Origin of the sequence: Chryseobacterium flavum, from assembly GCF_003385595.1 — a bacterium.
In the GTDB taxonomy this organism is placed as follows: domain Bacteria; phylum Bacteroidota; class Bacteroidia; order Flavobacteriales; family Weeksellaceae; genus Chryseobacterium; species Chryseobacterium flavum.
The window spans coordinates 41,923-62,797 of the sequence record NZ_QNUE01000010.1 but is presented as its reverse complement, the minus strand read 5'-3'; the positions used below and the strand labels follow the sequence as shown (position 1 = coordinate 62,797).

Sequence of the window (20,875 nt, the reverse complement as noted above, 5' to 3'; positions counted from 1 at the left end):
TATGATAGACTTATTGAAAACAAAAATCGGCCGTTTGAGAATTCTGGCAATTCTGGAAGGCATTTCATTGCTAAGCCTGGTATGTATTGCCGTTCCTGTAAAATATTGGATGGGTAACCCTCTATTTGTGCGGTTATTAGGACCCGTTCACGGAACATTATTCCTGCTCTTCCTTTTCAATACGCTGAGTGTTGGTGTAGAACAGAACTGGAAGTTCAGAGAAATAACATGGAAAGTAATCCTTGCCTGTTTCATCCCGTTTGGAACATTTTATATAGACAAAAAAATTCTGAGCAAGCTATGAAGAGTCTTTTTATCATCTGTGGAATGGCCTTTATGCTGTATGTAGTGTATAAAGTTTACCGGTTTCAGACTTTAGATGACAGTCTTCCTAAATTGCTCAAAAAAGGAGCTGTTATCCTGGATGTAAGAACTGAAAAAGAATACGAAACGGGACATATTGAAGGTTCTGTCAATATTTCATTGGGAACCATCAGAGAACGATATACAGAGCTGGACCCTGAGAAGACATACATCACGGTTTGTTCTCACGGACTGCGAAGTGTAAAAGCTGAAAATATACTGAAAGAAAAGGGCTTTAAACATGTTTACAACGGCGGAGCCTGGAGCGACCTTCAGGAAACCATCAGCAAGTAAAATAATTCAATCCCTCTAAGAAATCATAGAGGGATTAAGTTTTTAAACTGTTTTATCATCCAGCCATACTACTTTCTGATCGGATGAATGCTCCTGTCCAATGATATCCCTGTATAACTCGGGTCTCCGGGCTTTAATATATCGGTAGCCCCCTGACTGAGTAAGCTTTTCAGGAGTAATGACAGCCGATTCAAAACTGTCTTCCCACGAACGGCATTCTGCTATTACATCTCCGAAAGGATCTATAATCATTGAGCATCCGTTTTTCAGCTGATCATCATCCATACCGATGGGATTCGAAAAAACAATATAGACTCCATTATCATAAGCTCTTGACGGAAGCCATTTCATCAGCCAGTCCCGGCCTTTCATTCCGTTAAATTCCAGCCGTAATGAAGTAGGATCCACTACCCTGTTTTTCCAAAGCACAGGATCTACAAAACCGGCTCCCGGTCTTGTGGAAGGAGTGCACATGGTAACGTGAGGCATAAAAATAATTTCTGCACCAAGGAGCCGTGTAGCTCTTACATTTTCCGTGATATTGTTGTCATAACAGATCAGGATACCGCATTTCCAGCCCATAATATCAAATACACAATATGTGTTACCTGGTGTTAGATTCGGATTGATAAAAGGATGCAGTTTTCTGTATTTAGCTTTCAGCCCTGTTTTATCAACACATACATAGGCCTTGAAAAGGTTATCATGCTCATCTTTCTCAAACAATCCGGCCAGAATGGTGATATGATATTTAGTGGCAATTTCCTGCAGCCTTTGAATGCTGTCACCTTCCGGTATTTGTTCAGCAACGTCAAGAAGCTGTTCTCTGGAGAGCTTTCGGGCAAAAGTATAGCCTGTAATGGAGCATTCATGGAAAGCAATTACATGAGACCCTTTGGATGCGGCTTCCTCAGACAACTTTTCAATAACGGACAAATTATAAGCTTTATTTCCGCCTTTGTTTTCAAACTGTGCTGTTGAAATTTTAATATTCATTGATTTTTTTAAGCAAAACTAGAGGGTCGTTCCTATAAAAAATTGTATAAAACCGACATCCTGTTTTACAGCTCAATGAAATTAACCGCCATTTTGTTTTGTGTATTTAAATATTGTTTAGGAGTAAGTCCGATATTGTTTTTAAATTCTCTGATAAGGTGAGACTGGTCAGCATATCCTGCTTCATACGAAAGCATCGTCATATTTTTTTCATCCGTCCCATTATTCAGGATACTTAGAAAGTAATGGAGACGGATGATATTTCCATATTTTTTGGGAGACATTCCAATATAGTGCTCAAATTTTCTTTCCAGATGGCGCTCCGAATAACCTGTGAAATGCTGCAATTCTCGGGAGGATACAGAACCTTTACTTTGAAGAAGATATTGTTGTGCAGCTGTTATTAAATGATGATCTGTACTCATTCTTTCGTATAAAAAATGGGTGAAAAAAATATTCAGATCAGTAATAATGGCTAATGGATTTGATTTATTGAACAGTTTTTCCTGAAATACTTCCAGTTTACTTTTCAACACATCTTCCACGGAAATAATCTGATTGCGGGTTTCTTTGGCAGAAGTTTTCAAAAGGATATTCAAAAAATAAGGCTGAAATACAACCGCAATCAAAGAAAATCTGCCTTTTGATAAAAAATCTTTATATCCGTTCAAAGCTCCGTAGAAAAAGGAAAGCGGCATCCGATAATTAGAAATACCGGAACACAGATTTATATCTCCGGATAGAATAAGTCCGGAACTTCCATCCGTAAAGAGCCTTAAGCTTCTTATATCCTCTCTGGAGTTTTCCAGAAAGATATAATGCCTGATATACGCTGCTAAGTGTTTTGGAGGTGAAATCTGCATTGATCAAATGTACATAAAACTTATTTATTGAAAAGAAATCAATCCCAGGTACCACATTTTAGTCTCTTTTGGTCAGGTATTTGAATGATTTTAAATGTATAATTCATTATTCTGCTGAATATGAATTATTTAATCATTACCAATCACTTAAAATATTATATTATGTCAACACAAAATCTTACCCACCTTGAAGCAATCAAAAAAATTAAAGAACTGTCAGAGAAAGCCAGAATCTGTATGTTCTGTACAGAGTTGGAAACAATTCCTGTCAACTCAAGACCAATGACTCTGCAGGAAACGGATGAAAGCGGGAACCTGTGGTTTATCAGCAGCGGTACGAGCAACAAAAATTTTGAAATAAAAGAAGACCGGAGAGTACAGCTGTTTTTTATGAATAACAGTGATTCCCAATATCTTTCCGTATACGGAGAAGCTTCTGTTTATAAGGATAAAGCAACCATAGAAGAAAAATGGTCTCCTCTGGCAAAAGCATGGTTTGACGGGAAGGATGATCCCGATGTTACCATTATCCGTGTAGAGCCTAAAGAAACCTATTATTGGGACACCAAAGCAGGAAAGCTGGTCAGTCTTTTCAGTTTCGTAGCTTCTGCCATAACCGGACATAAAACCAATAATGCTGATGGTGTGGAAGGAAATGCAATAATTTAACCTATAAAATCCTTGTGTCTTATGACACAAAGTAAATCCCTGCACCTTAGCGTTTTCCAACAGTAAAAAACGGCTCATTTTTTGAGCCGTTTACACAAAATTAATAATGCTAATTTTTCACATCTTCCATAGATGCTCCAAAATTAATATGAAGCACATTCCCGTTAGGTGTTACTAAGGCAGGCACAGATTTTATACCAGCCTTTTCAGCCTCTTCTATTTTGTTTTTGTCATTACCCAAATGGATAATTTCAACGTTTTCCCAACCAATAAGGTTTACAATATCGTGTTCTGCGCTGATGCATACAGGGCATCCTGCATGATAAAAAATGGATTTTTTCATATGATAGTATTAATTAATAAGGGTTTTAATATATTTTTTAACTCATCGGTTTCTTTCTCGTGCAGGGGTTTTAAAGGACTTCTCAGATTTCCGCCGTTTTCACCCAGGATATTAAGCCCTGACTTCACAGCTCTTGGCAATCCTTTATTCACGATAAATTTTAAAAGATCAAACTGTTGGTAAAAAATTGTTTTTGCCTTTTCAAAATCACCTTCTTCAACTGCATTATAAAGACCGATATTCAGTTCAGGAATAAGATTAGGAGCAGCGGTACACCAACCTCTTGCTCCCGCGGAAAATGCCGCCAGAGCCAAAGGATTTGAACCGTTATAGAACGCTACTTCTTCTCCTAATTCTCTTCTCAGATAATGCATCCTCTGAACATCTCCCGTGCTTTCTTTGATCATTGTGACATTAGGAATTTCAAGGAGTCTTTTCAACAAAGCCGGAGACATATCTACTCCACTTGTTACCGGATTATTGTAAGCCATAATCGGAATAGATATTTTACGTGCTACAGCGTCATAATGAGCTACAATTTCATCATCGGTCAGTTTCCAGTAGCTCATGGGAATGATCATCACCGCATCAGCGCCTGCTTTCTCAGCGAACTGAGCATGATGAATGGTTTTTTCTGTTGTAAGATTGGAAACCCCAACAAGTGTGGGAATTCTACCTTTTACCTGCTGTAAGGTGGCTTCTGTAACTTCTTCTTTTTCTTCATCAGACAGGTAAGGCATTACACCAGTACTGCCCAATGGAGCAATTCCATGACTTCCGGAAGTAATCAGCCTTTCCACAAGATGTTTAAAAAGAGGAATATCTACTTTCTCATTTTCATCAAATGGAGTTATGGGATAGGCAATAATCCCTTTAAATGGTACATTTTTCATGTTCTTGAGCTAAATAATTGGTACTAAAGATCTCTGCCTTCTTCTTCTCTCAATGCGACTCCCAGATTCTGCAATTGAGGTGCATTTTCACAGGCAATATATTTGGCAGGTTCAGTATTACTCAGATTTTGGTGTTTATGCCAGGCCCATGAAGGAATATATACCGCATCACCTGCTTCCCAGTATACTCTTTCATCCTCCACTTCTGTCCAGCCTTTTCCATCAATGACAAACAATACGGTTTCATACGTATGACGGTGTCTGTTGGTTTGCTGTCCGGGAGTTAATCCTCCAATTGTCATGCTGACATTCTTACTCGGAAGATCTACAAAGAAAACAGGATGCTTTCTTTCTGTTGAAAACTGATTGTGCTCACCTGCCTTTTCTACATTTTTATGGATCAAATGGCTTGGTTTTACATACTTTGGTTTTGCAAAGGTTTCGTGAAAGTCTTTTGAACTGAATTGTTTCTTGTCCATGATTTTTAAATTATTAGGGTTTTGTGCTTTATTGCATGACAAAATTATTCTATCTTTGGACTGTTTAAATGATTCAGTTTTTACATAAATGGATAGTCCAGATGTTACGACCTTGGAAGTTGGAATTAGAAATTGATAAAAAGCTTGGTAAAGCAGTTTATTTACAGATTGCAGATATCATCATCACTGATATCCGTTCAGGAAGATTAAAACCCGGAGATGCACTTCCCGGAAGCCGGAATCTTGCCCAAACCTTAAAGATTAACAGAAATACTGTTGTGGAAGCCTATCAGGTTCTGATTAATGAAGAATGGGTGATTTCCAAAGAGAGAAAAGGCATTTTTGTATCGGAAAGGCTTCCCGTTTTGCATGAAAAAAATACAGATGCACTTCACGATTCATACAATCAACAGGTAATGTCTGGGGGAATGTTGATTAATTTCGATGACGGACATCCCGACAGTAAAATCGCGCCGGTAACTGAGCTGGCTAGAGCTTACAGGCAGATCTTCAGCATCAAAGCAAAATGGCAGATGATGGGATATGGACATGAACATGGCGATGTGGAATTCCGTAAAATGATCTCCCAAATGCTCAATCACCAGCGTGGAATGCATATTCATCAAAATGAGATCTCCATTACACGAGGCAGCCAGATGGGAATGTTTCTTACGGCTCAGACCCTTTTAACTTCCGGTGACCGTGTTATTGTGGAAGAACCGGGATATCAGCCTGCATGGCAGGCTTTTGAATATGCAGGTGCCCAACTTTTGCCTGTGTCTGTAGATAAGGAGGGAATCAGCATTGAAGCGATTGAAACTCTTTTGACCCAATATCAGAATATAAAAGCCATTTATATTACTCCTCACAGGCAATATCCTACAACAGTTACTTTAAGCCTTTCCAGAAGATTAAAATTAATTGAGCTTTCAAACCAATACAATATAACCATCATTGAAGACGATTATGATAACGAATTTCATTTCGGATACCGCCCTATCCTGCCTATTTCAAGTTTTCCCGGCCTTCAGCATTATGTGTATATCGGAACTTTAAGTAAGGTAGTGGCACCTGCCCTGAGAATCGGCTATCTGGCTACTAAAAATCAGGAATTACTGAAAAAAGTTGGTGATCTGAGGAAAATTATTGATGTTCATGGGGATGTTATCATGGAACAGGCTGTCCTTCAGTTGATCAAAGAAGGTGCTGTAAAAAAGCACATCAGAAAAGCAACGGTTCACTATAAAAACAAAAGAGATTTCGTTTTTGAACTGTTGAAAAAATACATGAAGGATGTTGCGGAGTTTACACTTCCTGAAGGTGGCCTTGCCTTCTGGATTGTTCCTAAAGCTCAATTGGATTGGAATGCTGTAACTGCCCTTTTATTGAAGAAAAATATTAAGATTATTCACCCAGGGCAATACGGACAAAATGTTAATGGCTTCAGATTGAGTTATGGAGCACTTTCAGAAGAGCAGCTGGAACAGACTATTCCTTTAATTGCCAGGATTTTTTCAAGGTTTTTAACCATAGATTGAGCTTACTCGACTTCAAAAATGGCCTGAATCTCTACTGAAGAGCCCACAGGAATAGATGACGCTCCCAATGTTGCTCTTGCATGTTTTCCTTTGTCTCCGAAAATTTCAACAGTCAGATCTGAAGCCGTATTCATAAGATCTGCGTGTTTGGTATAGTCATCTTTTGTGTTGAAAATTCCTGTTAGCTGAACACATCGTTTTACTCTGCTCAAATCACCTCCTACAGCTTCATTTAACACTGAAATTACGTTCAGCATAGTTACTTTTGTTGCCTCTTTTACCTGCTGTTCATTCACTTCAATACCTAATTTCCCCGGATAAAAAATTTTGCCGTCTTTCAAAGCAACCTGATTGATAAATACCAGATTTCCGGAACGTACGAACGGCTGGTAATTTCCGGCAGGTTTTGGAACCTGAGGAAGAATAATGTTTTTTCGCTTTAAAATCTCATTGAAATTCTCAGGATTTTCCATGACAGGAATGTTTTTTTCGGGTTGTATCGCTCTTAAAGCTAATGCTACTTTAGCAAAATTCCGTCCCTGAAGCTCAGCAAGATAACGTTCTCCTTTTGAGGGTCTTTCAACATCTTTTAAAGAAGCCATGCTCGTTATTCCAAGTACAGAGTTTCCCTGTGGAATAGCTTTATTCAACTCTTCTGTACCACGAATACCATTGGATACCAGAACCATCCCATGTACAGAAAGGCTGTTCCAGAATGCCTGAAGAGCCAGTTCTTTTCCTGCGCCGCTTCCTGCTGACATAAAGACTGTGGCAGGCATTCCCTCCAGTGCGTGATTTGTCCATAAGGCTACTGTTTTAGATAAAAATTCACTCATTCCGGTACTTATATTCCCAAAATAAACAGGTGATCCAAAGGCAATCCCATCGTAAGTGCCCAACTCTTCAACAGTAGCTACAGGTAAACCTTTGAGCTCTGGATTTGATGATGGTTTTACCAGTTTGATATAGGATATAGCTTTATTTTCGCTTTCAATTCCTTTGGCTATTTCTTTAGCCAGTTTATATGTTCCTCCGTTATCAGAGTGAATCAGAACCAATATATTTGCTTTATCTTGTGCCATAATCTGAGTGGTGTTAAATAGTAAAATTAAAATAAAAATGGAATATATTTTTTTCATTTTGAAGGAGTTATAAGTTGATGTTTTCAATAATACAAAATTAATATTGGCGTTTTTATTAAATTTGCCAAAAATTATATTTAAAACGACAATAATGAAATGTGGTCTGATTGAAAAAACGGAGAGCCATTTTGTAGACACCATTGAAAAGGAAGCTTATGTCTGGTGCGAAAAAGATTGGAAGCATGATGACCATGAGCACGTACATAACCGCGCACAGCTTACTTTTGTTGAAGACGGTTATCAGTATTTTCACATTGATCATAAAATTTACCTTGTGCCACAACATCATGTGATCTGGATTCCTTCAGGTAAAGCTCATAAAATAACTTCTGAGGCAAAGACGGTTAATCTTACTGTATTTCTGTTTAAACCTGTTTTTGATGATGAATTTTATCAGAATGTTCAGGTTTTTACTGCGCCTCCTGTGCTGAAAGAGATGTTGCTTTATGCATCAAAATGGAATAAATCACTGGCCAAAAATGAAGAGCAGGATATTTTTTTTAAAGCGATTTTAAAAAGTCTTCCCAATTTCTGTAAAGAAAGTAATGGGCTTGAAATTCCTGCGCCTGTTAACATAAGATTGATTCCTGTCTGTAATGAAATCAATACACATTTTAAATACAAACTGGATATTGATTCTCTGGCTGAAAAAGCAAAGATGTCCGTGAGAAGCCTGCAGAGGACCTTTAAATACGAAACAGGAATTACCTTACAAAAATACCATCAGCTTACCAGAATACTGAAAAGTATCGAGCTGATCGATACCCGGCAATATACATTAAGTGAAATTGCCTATAAGGTAGGCTATCAGAGTTTGTCTGCATTTACTTCCTCTTACTTTTCTGTGATGAAAGTAAAACCCAGGATAAACAAAGATCAGGGAGTCTCATCATGAGGCATATCTACAGGTTTTGATTCAGGTTTTGATTCAGGAGATCCTTTTTCCCTGAGCCATATAGATAAAATAACAATGGATGCAACGGCTAAAAATTCGCTTTGCCAGTTCTGGAATGATTCAAACCAGAATCTTGATTCAGAAATGTACTGCCCTGCTGTTACCGGTAATTTATTTTTCATAAGCTGTTCACTGTTAAAATCTTTAAGACTTCCATAAAAATGCAGAATAAAACTGATCAGAAATAAAATGGCAAATGCCAGTGAAAGGGAGTGCTTATATATTTTGAGCCATAATCCTCCTTTTTTTACAGACCAGGGCGCTTTAGGGTGGGCAACAGGTTCTTTGTCCACATCTTCTTTTCCTTCCATTGATTTGGATTCGCTGGAGCCTTTTTGTCTTAAAGAAATGGTTAGTAGCACGTACAGCATCATTTGTAAAAACTCACTTTCCCAGTTTTCAAATGTTGCCTGAATAAAATGTCCGCTACAGATATATTCATTTAATTTCAATGCCTGCTCACCATTTTCAATCAGTTCTTTATTTTCTGTCTGCCAGCCTGTGAAGAACTGACCCACCAGAGAAATAATCATTAAGGTAATTAAAACAATACTCAGGCTGTTGCGGTAAAAGAAACTTGTACGAGACATATGTTTTTTCTTTAATGTTTTTGATAAGGAAATATTTTCTGAAGATTTCTGGTAGTGGGTCCTGTAAGTATTTTCCCATTGACATTAAAACGTGATCCATGACAGGGACAATCCCAGCTTAATTCCGCACTGTTCCAGCGAACCTCACAGGCAGCATGTGGGCAGGTACTTTTCAGGAGGTGTAAAGTTCCGTCAGACTCTTTATATAAGGCATACGATTCTGATTCGTATCTTATTACTTTTGCTTCTCCGGCTTTGATTTCTGAAAAAGAATCAATTTTTTCTATGAAAAGCTTATCTTTTACAAAATCCATTGCGACAGCTGCATTTTCTTTTACAAAATCTGAAAATCCGGCGACTGGTTTTATTCTTGTGGGGCTGAACAAATCCTGGTATTTATTTTTTCCTGTAACAATAAGGTCATGCAGGATTTGTGAAGAAAGGGTCCCGAATATCATTCCGTTGCCTCTGAAGCCGGTAGCTACAAATATTTTTCCATTGCTACCAGGTAATTTTCCGATATAAGGAAGACCGTCAACAGGCTCGTAATACTGACTTGACCAGCTATAAAAAACCGTTTCCACATTAAAGTACTGACGTACGTAGTTTTCAAGTCTTGAAAAGCATTCCCCGGTATCATCTGCATGCCCTGTTTTATGATCCTCACCACCTGCAATCAGTAAATTTTCACCATTTATTTCCTGAATCCGGTAATAATGATATGGGTCATCAAGATCATAACCTAATTCCCATGGGTATTTATCATCTTTAAGAGTAAAAGCCATTGCATAGCTCCGGTAAGGAGCATTTGTAAAATGAAGGAGGTTAATTCCCGGAGGGATATGAGTGGCATAAATTGCATTTTTTGCTCTTACTTCTCCTGCTGATGTTCTTAAAATAACTTCATTTTCCTGTTCATCATGATCTTCACAAAAACAATTTTCCTTTATTGCCCCACCCATTTTAATAAAAGCATCACAAAGTCCTTTGATATATTTTATCGGATGGAAATGTCCCTGTCCGGAAATGTGTACAGCTTCCCTGAATGGTATCGGAAACGGAATATCACTAATGTATGTCATTTCATGTCCTACTTTAGCGGCTCCTTCTACAATATCTTTAAGCTGGCTTTCCTGCTTTTCATCCAGAGCGAAGAGATAAGCAGATTTCCGGGTAAAGTCACAGCTGATATTATACTTCCGGATATTATTTTCGATAATGCTTATAGCATCTGTACCGGATTCGGCATACAGTCTGGCATTGTCTATTCCAAAATCCTGAATGACCTCTGAAAAAGTGGTATCAAAAAAGTCATTCAAATGAGCAGTGGTTCCCCCGGTTGTTCCATATCCTATATTGGAACCTTCAAGAATAATACATTTTTTCCCGGATTCCTGAAGTTTTAAAGCAGTTGAAACGCCTGTAATTCCTCCTCCTATAACGGCTACATCAAATAACTGGCTAAGGTCATTTTCGGTTGAAAATTTCCGGATTTCTTCCTGCCATATACTTTTTCTTGCGCCATCTCTGTACATGATTAAAGTATTTAAGGTTAAACTTATTGCATGCTTAAGCTATCTTCTTCCTGCATAGTTGCGGCAGAATTAGCTGTTGTTTCAGTATTTCTGTTCCGCTGATCCCGCTCCCGGTCCCTGGCTTTATCTTCATCAAGTTCACATTTGCATGAAGAAAAGGTAATTAAGCTCAAAATACTTAAAATTAATGCTGTTGTTTTCATAATTCTTTATAGGTTAATGGATTATTTCTTTTCTATCCGTTCACGATTAAGCCTCCGTTCGGGTGAAGTACCTGCCCGGTGATTTGGGCTGCATCATTGCTTGCCAGAAACAGGAAACTTGAAGCAACTTCTTCCGGAGTAGCATTCCGTTCAAACGGAGGTTTGTTGGGGTTTTCTTCTTCTTCACCAAAAGTTTCTTTGGTAAGGGGGGTAGCTACAGGCCCCGGAGCTACAGCATTGATACGGATGCCTTTAGGTTTTGCCTGTAACGCAAGAGAACGGGTAAAAGATACGATAGCTCCTTTCGTTGCGGAATAGTCCAGCAGTTCAGGATGACCCTGATATGCCGTGGCTGAAGTAGTATTAATAACACAACTTCCCTCCTGCAGGTAAGGAAAAACAATTTTTGTCAGTAAGATCATTCCGACAATATTGGAATCAAAGGTTTTCCGTATATTTTTTTCTTCAAGATCTTCAATATTATCAGAAGGAAACTGAACCCCTGCATTGTTTATGAGAATATCTATTTTCCCGAATTCCCTGATAACCTGTTTAGCAGTTTCCTCACAAAATTCGTAATCATTAATATCGCCCTGAAAAATAACACATCTTTTTCCTAAGTTTTCAACTTCTTTTTTGGTTTCCTTTGCTTCTTTATCATCAGAGTGATAAATGATGGCAATATCTGCCCCCTCAGAAGCAAAAAGAAGGGCCACTGCTTTGCCGATACCACTATCGGCGCCTGTAATTAAAGCGGTTTTATCTTCTAATTTTCCCATATTTCCGTTTTTTATTTTTCAGCTAAAGGTTTTTGCATTTCAGCCATTCTATGTGCGGCCATACTATCTGTTGAAAGATTAGTCATGGCTACATTAAGCTTATTTTTCAGACCTGAAACAATCTTATCATCACCATTCATCAAGGCATTATAGCCATCAGCAGCCACTTCTTCAGGAGATGCCAGATTGTCTTTGTCTTCCAGTAATTTGCTCCTGTTCATATCCGCTTTGTTAAAGAAATCGGTATCCGTAGGACCTGGAAGGAGAGCTGTAACAGTGATTCCTGTATCTTTCAGTTCTTCACGAATGGCTTCCGACCATGATAATATAAATGCTTTGGTGCCATGATAAACCGAATGCCAGGGACCGGGAGCTTTACTCGCCACAGAGGCCAGATTCAGAATTTTTCCTGATCCTTTGGATAAGCGGTCTTTTATAAACAGTTTGGTCAGTATGATGACAGAAATAATATTTAAGTTAACAATATCTACTTCTCTATGGATATCAGTATCCTGAAATTTTCCATAAGCCCCCTGCCCTGCATCATTAACCAGAATTTCAGGACTTATTGCGTTTAATTTTAACTCTGAATAGAGGGAATAAACCTCATCCTGCAGAAATAAATTTTTAGAAATACTGATCACATTAACACCAAAACCTTTAAACTCATCGGCTTTTTTTTTCAGCTCTTCGTGGTCTCTGGCGACAATGACAAGATCATATCCGTTTCTGGCAAACTGTTTGGCCAGCTCATATCCTATCCCACTTGTAGCCCCCGTAATCAGAGCATATTGATTCTTACGTTCCATTTGTTTTTATTTTAAGATTAAAAGCCTGTTAAGTTCACTTTTAAAGCACCCCAAAATGAATTCTGTATAATATAGCTGAGCATTCAGAGCCTGTGTTTTGGGGTGCAGTTCTAATTTTTTAGTCAGGATAATCTCTCCTTTGTATGAAAATGAGAAATAGGCAAAAATTTTATATGCGGAATTCCTGATTGGTGTACAATATCCTGTAGTAGCAATAGACCAATCAGTTTCAAATAATTTTGCAACGTTCAGTGCCATTGTTTCTGCAATATTTTCAGAAACACAGTCACATTCTTCTGCTTCCTGTCTGTTAACCTTCAATAACCTTACTTTTTCCGGTAAGGTATAGGCTGTCAGTCCACCATTATAAAATAATGAAGCATTCGGCATTTGCGAAAAAGCCAGTTGCAGACATCCTGATGTAACGCTTTCAGCGATAGATATCGTTTCATCTGTAGTGATCAGAGATTGGCTTATATATTCAAGAAGATTTTTTTGAAATTCCATAGCATTATATTTTGAATGATGATTGGTTGGTAAATTGTCTTTTAAAAGTCTGTACGCTTCCACGGGTCAAGAACGACCTTTACGCATCCGTCTTCTTTTTTATCAAAGATTTCGTAGCCTTTATCAACAGCTTCAAGAGGAAGACGATGGGTAATAATATCATCCAGGGTAACCTGTCCGTTTTGCACATAGCTCATAAGCTGATCTATAATAGGATGAACATTACACTGGCCTGCTTTGATGGTGATTCCCTTGTCAAAGATTTGTCCAAGTTTAAAATTATCATAATTAACGGGATATACTCCCAGAACAGAAACAATGCCTCCTCTTCGTACTGCACTCATGCAGGCTTCAAGAACTTTAACAGAGCCTTTCTCAAAGTTGAGTACGGCTTTTGCCTTGTCTATAAAGCTTCTTTCAGGTTCAAAGCCTACTGCTTCAATGCATACATCAGCACCTCTGCCGCCGGTCATATCCCTGATCTGCCCAATGACATTTTCGGCGTCTTCCCACAGTATGGTTTCACATCCCGTGAGCATTTTGATCCGGTCCAGCCTGTATTGAAGAGTATCCACGACAATGATTTTCTTTGCATTATAAAGAACTGCACTTTTAGCAGCCATTGATCCTACAGGACCGGCTCCAAAAATAGCAACAGTTTCCCCTCCTTTCAGTTCTCCCCACATGACTCCGGTATAACCGGTAGGGAAAATATCCGTAAGAAATAAAACCTGTTCATCCGTAAGGTTTTCAGGTACCTTTCTTGGTCCAAAGTGTGCATAGGGAACTCTTACATATTGAGCCTGCCCTCCGTTATATCCTCCATACAGATCTGTATATCCGAACAATGCACCTCCTTTATCTGTAAATATACCTCCTTCCGGGCCATAATAATCAGGATTGCTATGTTCACAGGCAGTTGGAAGATCATGCTGACAGAAAAAACAGCTTCCGCAGGCAACAGGAAAAGGTACGACTACCCTGTCTCCGGGTTTTAAATGAGTGATATTTTTCCCGGTCTCTTCCACTATACCCATAAATTCATGTCCCATTACCATTGGCCGTGCCTGAGGAATACCTCCTGAATACATATGAAGATCACTTCCGCATATAGCTGTAGAAGTAACTTTCAAAATAATGTCATGATCATCCTGAATCGTGGGATCGTCAACGGTATCACAGGTAATTTTACCCGGGGAGTGAAAAACTGCTGCTTTCATAATTTTATATTTAAGTGTGTGGTGTGAAGGGGTGATTATGATCAGGCGTTTCTCTCTGTCTCAAGGTCCCAGACTCTGTGTTTTTCAATGGCATCGATAAACATATTTACAGGCGCTGTATCTTCCCAGGTAATAATTCCGGGATCTTCATGCTGTTTAGCTCCGACATTGGAGTTCTGGTACAGGATTTCCGTACCTTTTCCAAAGTAAATGGCTTTGCAATGTTTATATGCTTCATTAATAAAATGTAATGTCAGGTGTTTATTTTCAGGAATGATAAGTTCTTTAGCAGAATCTTCTCCTGAACAGATAAAAAGGGCATCAAAACATACACTGGCAGTACTTGTTAAAGAATGTTTAGGAATAAGCTCTGAACCGTCATTCATTCTTACCGGGGCCAGGCTTGGTGCAATTAATTCTATTCTTGCTCCTTCTTCTTCTATTTTTGTTTTAAGGTCGGTTAGTGCACCTCCATCCGCTCCGTTTGCCAGAATACAGCCAATCTTTCTGCTTTTAATCGTATTTTTCACTGTGTTCTTCATACTTAAGGCTTCCGAAACTTTTGTATGAGGTTCTTTTTCTTCACTCTGAAGCTCTACTATATTACTGTCTGCCGGTAAACTCTGATTAGGCCATTCTAATTTTTTTACTTCAACCCCCAGCTTTTCAGCAACTCTCCATGCCAGGAACATATCAATATAAGCCAGCTGGCCGACAACTCTTTCCCTTACTTCGGGACGTGTAACTTTAGAAAGCTCAAATATGAGGGCATTCTGGAGATGCATTTTTTCCGGTGTTGACTGGCTGTTATAAAATAATTTAGCCTGGGAGTAATGATCTACAAAACTTTTACTTCTTTCTCTGACTTTAGCTCCGGGAATCCTTTCCTGATGGGAAGCAAAACCTCCTTCAGACATCATAGCCTGGAAAGGACATCCCCCACCGATTGAATTGGGATCATAGCTGCTTTTTCCTTTAACGATCTGCTGCCTCATATGCCCGTCACGTTGGTTATTGTGAATTGTATTAATGGATCTGTTAATTGGAATTTCATGAAAATTCGGAGAACCTAATCTGGATAGCTGGGTATCTGTATAGGAGAATAATCTTCCCTGCAACAACGGATCATTACTAAAGTCTATACCGGGAATAATATGACCGGGGTGAAAAGCTACCTGCTCAGTTTCAGCAAAAAAATTGTCAGGATTTCTGTTTAAAGTCAATGTTCCGACAATCTGAACAGGAACTTCTTCTTCAGGGACAATCTTTGTAGGATCCAGCAGGTCAAAGTCAAACTTATGTTCATCTTCTTCAGGAATAAGCTGAACGCCAAAATCCCATTCAGGATAGTCTCCGTTCTCAATCGCTTCCCACAGATCTCTTTTATGGAAATCAGAGTCTACTCCGGAAATGATCTGAGCTTCGTTCCACGCCACGGAATGTACACCCAGTTTCGGTTTAAAATGGAATTTCACGAAATGTACCTTTCCTTCTTCATTGATAAACTTAAATGAATGTACTCCAAAGCCTTCCATCATTCTTAAACTTCTTGGAATAGCTCTGTCACTCATCAGCCACATGATCATATGCATGCTTTCCGGCATCAGCGATATAAAATCCCAGAAGGTGTCATGAGCGGAAGCTGCCTGAGGTATTTCATTATCAGGCTCCGGTTTTACAGCATGAACAAGGTCAGGGAACTTTATAGCATCCTGTATAAAAAATACAGGCATATTGTTTGCAACGAGGTCGTAGTTTCCTTCTTCCGTATAGAATTTAACAGCAAATCCTCTTACATCCCTTGCCAGATCGGTACTTCCTTTACTTCCGGCAACGGTTGAAAATCTGACAAAAACCGGTGTTTCTTTCCCCAGTTCCGTTAAAAACTTTGCCTTGGTATATTCTGCAAGGCTTTTGGTAAGCTTAAAAACTCCATGCGCTCCCGAGCCACGGGCATGAACTACCCTTTCAGGAATCCGTTCATGATCGAAATGGGTGATCTTCTCTCGTAGAATAAAGTCTTCCAGTAAAGAGGGACCTCTTTCTCCTGCTTTTAGTGAATCCTGATTGTTATTGATTTTAAGGCCCTGGTTGGTGGTTAGTTTTTCATCCACATTGGAAGTACTGTGGGTCTCCAGCTGTTCTGCTTTTTTGTTGTTGGTTTCGTTGGTTTTCATATTCATAATCTTTTTATGGTTGGGTGTGATTTTTAAAGCAGTATAAAGCTTACATTACAGAAGCTGATCTGTCTTACCATTCTCCAGGATATCCAGGAGACGGTTTATATATTCTTCTTCCTTCAGTACTTTGTAATAGGCCGTTTTGGCATAAAGGGTAAAAGAAGGAGATTCAATTCTTATTTCAGTATCCATATCAGCAGATTCTTTTGTATGGTTTGTATGAAACTCACGGATATGGAGAATGTATTCTTCCAGATAAGTATCGATAACTTTCTTAAGGATCTCACATTTTGCATTTTTTTTAATCTTTTCCAATGACTTGATCAGAAAAGCAGTAACTCCGTAAGAATTTATGACAACCGGAAATAGAGACTCATTTTCTAAAGCGTTGTTTTTATCATTCAGTTCGGAATGCTGTAAGGTGTCATTTTCAAATACCATATTCAAAAAAAAGTTATTAGTTGTTAGCAGCCTCTAAATATTGCTCAAAATAATGGAGGTCATCTTTGTCTTTAATGGAAAAATAAAACATGATCTGTTCCGGCTCTTTTATGCCAATACTGTTAAAGCAGTCGAAATGAGCTATTAATGCCTGGATATTTTCAATATCAATATCTTTAAGGATAACGAACAGTAAAAAAATATTATCCTTTATCTCTTTGGCATAGATTGCTGCTCCGTTTTCAAAACACTTGCCTGTATTGGTAACTTTTATAAAGTCTTTGTGTTTCAGAGTTTTTATTATTTTCTGACAGTCCATATATAGTTGAGTTCATGATTAAAATAAGCCACATAGAACAAGCTACATGGCTTATTATATAAGTAGGTTTAATCTTCTTGCTCTGCATCAAAATTGATGGAAGTTTCCGCTATTTCTGTAAGCAGATAATCTGTATCTTCTTCTTCCTGAAGTGTTTTTTCAAGAAGGTCTGCTGCTTTATCATGTCCCATAGTGATGGCTAGCTGTGCAAGGCCACCGTACGTTGCAATCTCATAATGTTCCACTTTCTGAGCTGCCATGATCAATGCTGCATCTCTTGTTGCAGATCCTTCTTCAGTAGATTTAATTACTTCTTCCCCCTCCTCAATGATTCCTTTTATAGCCTTACATTCTTTTTTTTCAGGCTCCTCATCAATGAGCTTAAATACTTTTTCAAGACGTTTTACATGTTTTTGGGTTTGAAGCTGATGATCTTCAAATGCGTCTTTAAGTTCATCTGTAGTTGCTGCTTCCTGCATTTTTTCCAATGCTTCTATAATGGCATTTTCAGCATAATAGATGTCTTTAAGGGCACTTACAAAGAATTTATGAAGAGGTGAATTTTTCATTTCATCCTCTTTAACTGTTGCATTTCCTACAGTTGTTTTTTTTGCTGTGGATGCTGTATTTGTGGTTTCTGATGTTTTACTTGCCATGATGTGAAATGATGTTTGGTTGTTGAAAGATTACCTCTTTACTTTTTTAATAAAGAGGCAATCATGGAAAAAGAATTATGAATTACGTCTGCCTCCGAATCCGGATCTTCCGGAAGATCGTCCGCCTCCGTGGGATGCCTGTCCGCCCATTCTGGCAATTCTTGTACGTTCAGCCTTACTCATAGAAGCAAAGCCTCTTCTTGAATTACCTGAACCGGAATTTGAACCACGTCCTGAGTTATTGCTGCCTCCGGATCTGGAGCCACCTCTACCTGAGTCAGATCCTGATCCGGAAGATCGTCCACCTCCGTGGGATGCCTGTCCGCCCATTCTGGCAATTCTTGTACGTTCAGCCTTACTCATAGAAGCAAAGCCTCTTCTTGAAGTGCCTGAACCGGAATTTGAACCACGTCCTGAGTTATTGCTGCCTCCGGATCTGGAGCCGCCTCTACCTGAGCCAGACCCTGATCCGGAAGATCGTCCACCCCCGTGGGATGCCTGTCCGCCCATTCTGGCAATCCTTGTACGTTCAGCTTTACTCATAGAAGCAAAGCCTCTTCTTGAATTACCTGAGCCGGAAGATGACCTGCCTCTGCTTCCTGATCGGGAGCCTGAAGAGCCTGAACCGGAACGGCCCCTTGATCCACCACCAGAACTGCCTCTGGAGCCGCCCCTTCCGGACGTAAATCTACCCTGGCTATCTCTCTGCTGGTTTCTGTTGCCTCCTCTGGAACCACGTCCACGGCCCCTCTGGTCATCGTCATCTTCATCATCGTAGTCATCATAATCCTCATCTTCATCGTCATCATAGTCCTCATCATCGTAGTCATCATAATCCTCATCTTCATCGTAATCATCATAGTCATCATAATCTTCGTCTTCGTCATCGAAATAATCTTCATATTCTGAAAAATCATCATCATAATCTTCATCTCTCGATGCATCGTTATAACCATGATCATACCCTAACTGGTAAACTTCTTCAAGGTTTTCTGATTGTCCTCTTGAGCCACGATTTCTTGAATTTCTAGTGTTCATAACTGAATTTTTTATAATTAATATTAAGTGATGTATTGCAGCCCGTGACTAGTATTAGACGGCAATGGTTTGATTCGATAATTTCAAATTGAGCCAAAAGGTTAAATACCTTTTTGTTTGTTCCTTTACTAAGGTTTGAGAATTGTACTGAAAATTGTATTTCAAATGTACGACTGAATAACTCACTTTTTTATGACCTGAGTCATGTTGATCAATATTAATATAAAATTTTTCTGTCTTTTAATTGAATGCTGCCTTCTTTTTCCATTTTTTTTAAGGCACGGATTACTGTTTCCACACGCAATCCTATCAGATTGGCCAATTGCTGTCTGGTCAATGCAAGTTCAAAATATGCAGAACAATCGCCATCCTGAAAACTTTTAAGATAATCCAGCAGACCTGTTATCCGTTGTACAGGGTTTTGTGATGCCAGACTCTGCATCATAATCAATTTATAATAAACCTGTTGTGAAAAGCAGGCGTTCATTTCTAACGAAAGGTCAGGATGTACTTTAAGCATCTCAATAAAATTGTTTTTGGGAAGCCTGATAATTTCCGATGGTTCCAGACATATAGCATTCATCGGATAAGGTTGATTAACAAAAATGAGAGGATCTCCAAAACTTTGATTCTTCCCTAAAATATTGTGAATGAATTCTTTTCCGTCCTCATTGTAATGATTAAGCTTTACCCTTCCTTTTGAGATCTGAAAATAATACTGTGAATGATCTCCTTCATTGAAAACTGGTTCACGGGTTTTAAAGGATATATCTTCTGCACCAAAAGAATACAGAAGATTTTTATCGACATTCATGCAGCTTATCGTTTTCATAAATTTTCGTTATTTTAAATTAAAAAATCGTAAATTAATAGTGGTTGTGTTAATATAAAATTTTACGATTTTCAATTTTAACGATTTTGTCTCTTTCCATATGTTTAATGGTTCTTATCGCAGTTTCTACACAGAGTCCGGTAAGACTTGCCATCTGCTGCCTTGTTAAAGGGATCATGAAAGAGTACGGACGGGTATCATCCTGAAAACTTTTAAGATAATCCATAAGTCCTTTAAGCCTTATTGATGGGTTTTGTGAGGAAATGTTCAGCATCATCATAAATTTATAATAAAGACGCTGGGAAAGGAAGCTGCTAACCTCCATACATAATTCGGGAGATTCATTTAATAAGTTAAAAAAAATAGTTTTATGAAGCCGGAGGATGCTACATTCTGTAATTGCTTCAGCATTCATTGGATAAGGCTTGTCTATAAAAAGTATAGATTCCCCGCAACTTTGTCCTTCAGATAAAATATTCTGAATGAACTCTTTACCGTCTTCACTGTAGTTATTAAGCTTTACCTCTCCGGTTATAATCTGGTAATAATAATTTGGAGTATCCCCCTCACAGAATATAATTTCTGAAGGGGTATAGTGCCTGACCTCTGCTCCCGCTGACTGTAAAATATTTTCGTTGATAACCATAATAGTTGTTTTTGGTGTTGTTCTCTTCTCTTAGTAAAAATCATTGGGGAACTATCACTAATCTGTATGCAAATATTGAACCTTAATAAATGTGTTTGTGTTAAATAAAGTTAAATATTTTAATATATTTTTATAAAATTTAATATTATTACTTAAATATTGTTATTAAAAATATTTTATATTTAATTATTCTTATATTTTTATAATCGTAATTCTTCTGATGTTATTATAATCAGTCTGGAATTGTCAGGTAAGAAAACCCGCCTTTCAAAAAATAAAAAACGGGTTCTTATAATTGTACACGGAAGTTATTATTTTTTTTGGGCTCTCGCCTTTGCCGTTTGGGCGGTATCGCTGTTTTTCAGGGCTGTAGTATCCATCCGTACAGTGTCTGATAGCATTGGTGCAGGTGTAGTGCCTGCCGTGTCTGTAATCACTGTATCAGCAATGACACTGTCTGTGTTAATGGTATTTTCAGTTTGCTGCTCTTTTTTGCAACTCAGGAAAATAATTCCTATAAACATAAATGACATAATGAATTTCATAATAATATATTTTGTAGTGTGATTGTCCAAAAGTAGCCTA

At 38.4% G+C, this 20,875-nt stretch carries 26 protein-coding genes; 5 read left to right on the top strand and 21 right to left on the bottom strand.

The window, feature by feature from the left end:
• The first annotated feature begins 1 nt into the window (after position 1).
• Positions 2–304 (top strand): DUF3817 domain-containing protein, encoded by a 303-nt coding sequence (locus tag DRF59_RS13290; protein ID WP_115960890.1) that lies wholly within the window; start codon positions 2–4, stop codon positions 302–304.
• Positions 301–657 (top strand): rhodanese-like domain-containing protein, encoded by a 357-nt coding sequence (locus DRF59_RS13285; protein ID WP_115960887.1) that lies wholly within the window; start codon positions 301–303, stop codon positions 655–657. Before DRF59_RS13290 ends, DRF59_RS13285 begins: the two co-directional genes overlap by 4 nt.
• Before the next feature lie 42 nt (positions 658–699).
• Here the strand turns inward: DRF59_RS13285 and DRF59_RS13280 are convergent, their stop codons facing one another.
• Both DRF59_RS13280 and DRF59_RS13275 read right to left on the bottom strand, forming a co-directional pair.
• Positions 700–1,653 (bottom strand): nitrilase family protein, encoded by a 954-nt coding sequence (locus DRF59_RS13280; RefSeq protein ID WP_115960884.1) that lies wholly within the window; start codon positions 1,651–1,653, stop codon positions 700–702.
• Between the two features lie 65 nt (positions 1,654–1,718).
• Positions 1,719–2,516: a helix-turn-helix domain-containing protein gene (locus DRF59_RS13275; RefSeq protein WP_115960881.1), complete on the bottom strand. Its 798-nt coding sequence runs from the start codon at positions 2,514–2,516 to the stop codon at positions 1,719–1,721.
• Positions 2,517–2,678: 162 nt separating this feature from the next.
• Here DRF59_RS13275 and DRF59_RS13270 point away from each other — a divergent pair, with 162 nt between their 5' ends.
• A complete protein-coding gene (locus DRF59_RS13270; RefSeq protein WP_115961106.1) occupies positions 2,679–3,185 on the top strand; it encodes a pyridoxamine 5'-phosphate oxidase family protein in 507 nt (168 codons plus the stop codon).
• 109 nt (positions 3,186–3,294) lie between these two features.
• Here the strand turns inward: DRF59_RS13270 and DRF59_RS13265 are convergent, their stop codons facing one another.
• Genes DRF59_RS13265 through DRF59_RS13255 form a run of 3 tightly spaced genes read right to left on the bottom strand, consistent with a single transcriptional unit; the run spans position 3,295 to position 4,900 of the window.
• Positions 3,295–3,528 carry a thioredoxin domain-containing protein gene (locus tag DRF59_RS13265; RefSeq protein ID WP_115960878.1) on the bottom strand — a complete coding sequence of 78 codons (234 nt, stop codon included), beginning with the start codon at positions 3,526–3,528 and terminating at the stop codon, positions 3,295–3,297.
• Positions 3,525–4,421, bottom strand: coding sequence for a dihydrodipicolinate synthase family protein (locus DRF59_RS13260; protein WP_115960875.1), 897 nt, complete (start codon positions 4,419–4,421; stop codon positions 3,525–3,527). The genes DRF59_RS13265 and DRF59_RS13260 overlap by 4 nt, the downstream gene beginning before the upstream one ends.
• A gap of 23 nt (positions 4,422–4,444) precedes the next feature.
• A complete protein-coding gene (locus tag DRF59_RS13255; protein WP_115960872.1) occupies positions 4,445–4,900 on the bottom strand; it encodes a cupin domain-containing protein in 456 nt (151 codons plus the stop codon).
• Positions 4,901–5,001: 101 nt separating this feature from the next.
• Between DRF59_RS13255 and pdxR the strand changes: the two genes are divergently transcribed.
• A complete protein-coding gene (gene pdxR / locus DRF59_RS13250) occupies positions 5,002–6,438 on the top strand; it encodes a MocR-like pyridoxine biosynthesis transcription factor PdxR (RefSeq protein WP_115960869.1) in 1,437 nt (478 codons plus the stop codon).
• Positions 6,439–6,440: 2 nt separating this feature from the next.
• Here the strand turns inward: pdxR and DRF59_RS13245 are convergent, their stop codons facing one another.
• On the bottom strand, positions 6,441–7,577 hold the full coding sequence (locus tag DRF59_RS13245; RefSeq protein ID WP_115960866.1) for an Atu1372/SO_1960 family protein: 1,137 nt from the start codon (positions 7,575–7,577) through the stop codon (positions 6,441–6,443).
• A 94-nt stretch (positions 7,578–7,671) separates the two neighbouring features.
• Between DRF59_RS13245 and DRF59_RS13240 the strand changes: the two genes are divergently transcribed.
• Complete coding sequence (locus DRF59_RS13240) at positions 7,672–8,475, top strand: AraC family transcriptional regulator (protein ID WP_115960863.1); 804 nt, start codon at positions 7,672–7,674, stop codon at positions 8,473–8,475.
• On the opposite strand, the gene DRF59_RS13235 is transcribed toward DRF59_RS13240, so the two are convergent.
• The 15 genes from DRF59_RS13235 to DRF59_RS13165 all read right to left on the bottom strand — a co-directional run bounded on the left by DRF59_RS13235 (position 8,457) and on the right by DRF59_RS13165 (position 20,835).
• Positions 8,457–9,125: a DUF6766 family protein gene (locus tag DRF59_RS13235; RefSeq protein ID WP_115960860.1), complete on the bottom strand. Its 669-nt coding sequence runs from the start codon at positions 9,123–9,125 to the stop codon at positions 8,457–8,459. The two genes, DRF59_RS13240 and DRF59_RS13235, sit on opposite strands and share 19 nt — an antisense overlap.
• Positions 9,126–9,136: 11 nt before the next feature.
• The gene (locus DRF59_RS13230; RefSeq protein ID WP_115960857.1) at positions 9,137–10,660 is read right to left on the bottom strand and encodes an FAD-dependent oxidoreductase; all 1,524 of its coding nucleotides are present in this window, start codon (positions 10,658–10,660) and stop codon (positions 9,137–9,139) included.
• Between the two features lie 23 nt (positions 10,661–10,683).
• Positions 10,684–10,863: a hypothetical protein gene (locus DRF59_RS13225; RefSeq protein WP_115960854.1), complete on the bottom strand. Its 180-nt coding sequence runs from the start codon at positions 10,861–10,863 to the stop codon at positions 10,684–10,686.
• 32 nt (positions 10,864–10,895) lie between these two features.
• Positions 10,896–11,642: an SDR family oxidoreductase gene (locus DRF59_RS13220; protein ID WP_115960851.1), complete on the bottom strand. Its 747-nt coding sequence runs from the start codon at positions 11,640–11,642 to the stop codon at positions 10,896–10,898.
• Positions 11,643–11,653: 11 nt separating this feature from the next.
• The gene (locus tag DRF59_RS13215; protein WP_115960848.1) at positions 11,654–12,451 is read right to left on the bottom strand and encodes an SDR family NAD(P)-dependent oxidoreductase; all 798 of its coding nucleotides are present in this window, start codon (positions 12,449–12,451) and stop codon (positions 11,654–11,656) included.
• 6 nt (positions 12,452–12,457) lie between these two features.
• Positions 12,458–12,958, bottom strand: coding sequence for a CinA family protein (locus tag DRF59_RS13210; protein WP_115960846.1), 501 nt, complete (start codon positions 12,956–12,958; stop codon positions 12,458–12,460).
• A 41-nt stretch (positions 12,959–12,999) separates the two neighbouring features.
• Positions 13,000–14,178 carry a zinc-dependent alcohol dehydrogenase gene (locus tag DRF59_RS13205; protein WP_115960843.1) on the bottom strand — a complete coding sequence of 393 codons (1,179 nt, stop codon included), beginning with the start codon at positions 14,176–14,178 and terminating at the stop codon, positions 13,000–13,002.
• Between the two features lie 41 nt (positions 14,179–14,219).
• On the bottom strand, positions 14,220–16,361 hold the full coding sequence (locus tag DRF59_RS13200) for a catalase (protein WP_115960840.1): 2,142 nt from the start codon (positions 16,359–16,361) through the stop codon (positions 14,220–14,222).
• Between the two features lie 48 nt (positions 16,362–16,409).
• Positions 16,410–16,799, bottom strand: coding sequence for a hypothetical protein (locus tag DRF59_RS13195; RefSeq protein WP_115960837.1), 390 nt, complete (start codon positions 16,797–16,799; stop codon positions 16,410–16,412).
• Between the two features lie 16 nt (positions 16,800–16,815).
• Positions 16,816–17,118: a hypothetical protein gene (locus DRF59_RS13190; RefSeq protein WP_115960834.1), complete on the bottom strand. Its 303-nt coding sequence runs from the start codon at positions 17,116–17,118 to the stop codon at positions 16,816–16,818.
• A gap of 68 nt (positions 17,119–17,186) precedes the next feature.
• The gene (locus DRF59_RS13185) at positions 17,187–17,774 is read right to left on the bottom strand and encodes a ferritin-like domain-containing protein (protein ID WP_241505592.1); all 588 of its coding nucleotides are present in this window, start codon (positions 17,772–17,774) and stop codon (positions 17,187–17,189) included.
• Between the two features lie 75 nt (positions 17,775–17,849).
• Positions 17,850–18,812: a KGG domain-containing protein gene (locus DRF59_RS13180; RefSeq protein ID WP_115960831.1), complete on the bottom strand. Its 963-nt coding sequence runs from the start codon at positions 18,810–18,812 to the stop codon at positions 17,850–17,852.
• Positions 18,813–19,029: 217 nt separating this feature from the next.
• Positions 19,030–19,644, bottom strand: coding sequence for a Crp/Fnr family transcriptional regulator (locus tag DRF59_RS13175; RefSeq protein WP_241505591.1), 615 nt, complete (start codon positions 19,642–19,644; stop codon positions 19,030–19,032).
• A gap of 49 nt (positions 19,645–19,693) precedes the next feature.
• A complete protein-coding gene (locus DRF59_RS13170; protein WP_115960828.1) occupies positions 19,694–20,290 on the bottom strand; it encodes a Crp/Fnr family transcriptional regulator in 597 nt (198 codons plus the stop codon).
• Between the two features lie 311 nt (positions 20,291–20,601).
• Entirely contained in the window at positions 20,602–20,835 is a 234-nt protein-coding gene (locus tag DRF59_RS13165; protein ID WP_115960825.1) for a hypothetical protein, read from the bottom strand.
• Positions 20,836–20,875: the final 40 nt, after the last annotated feature.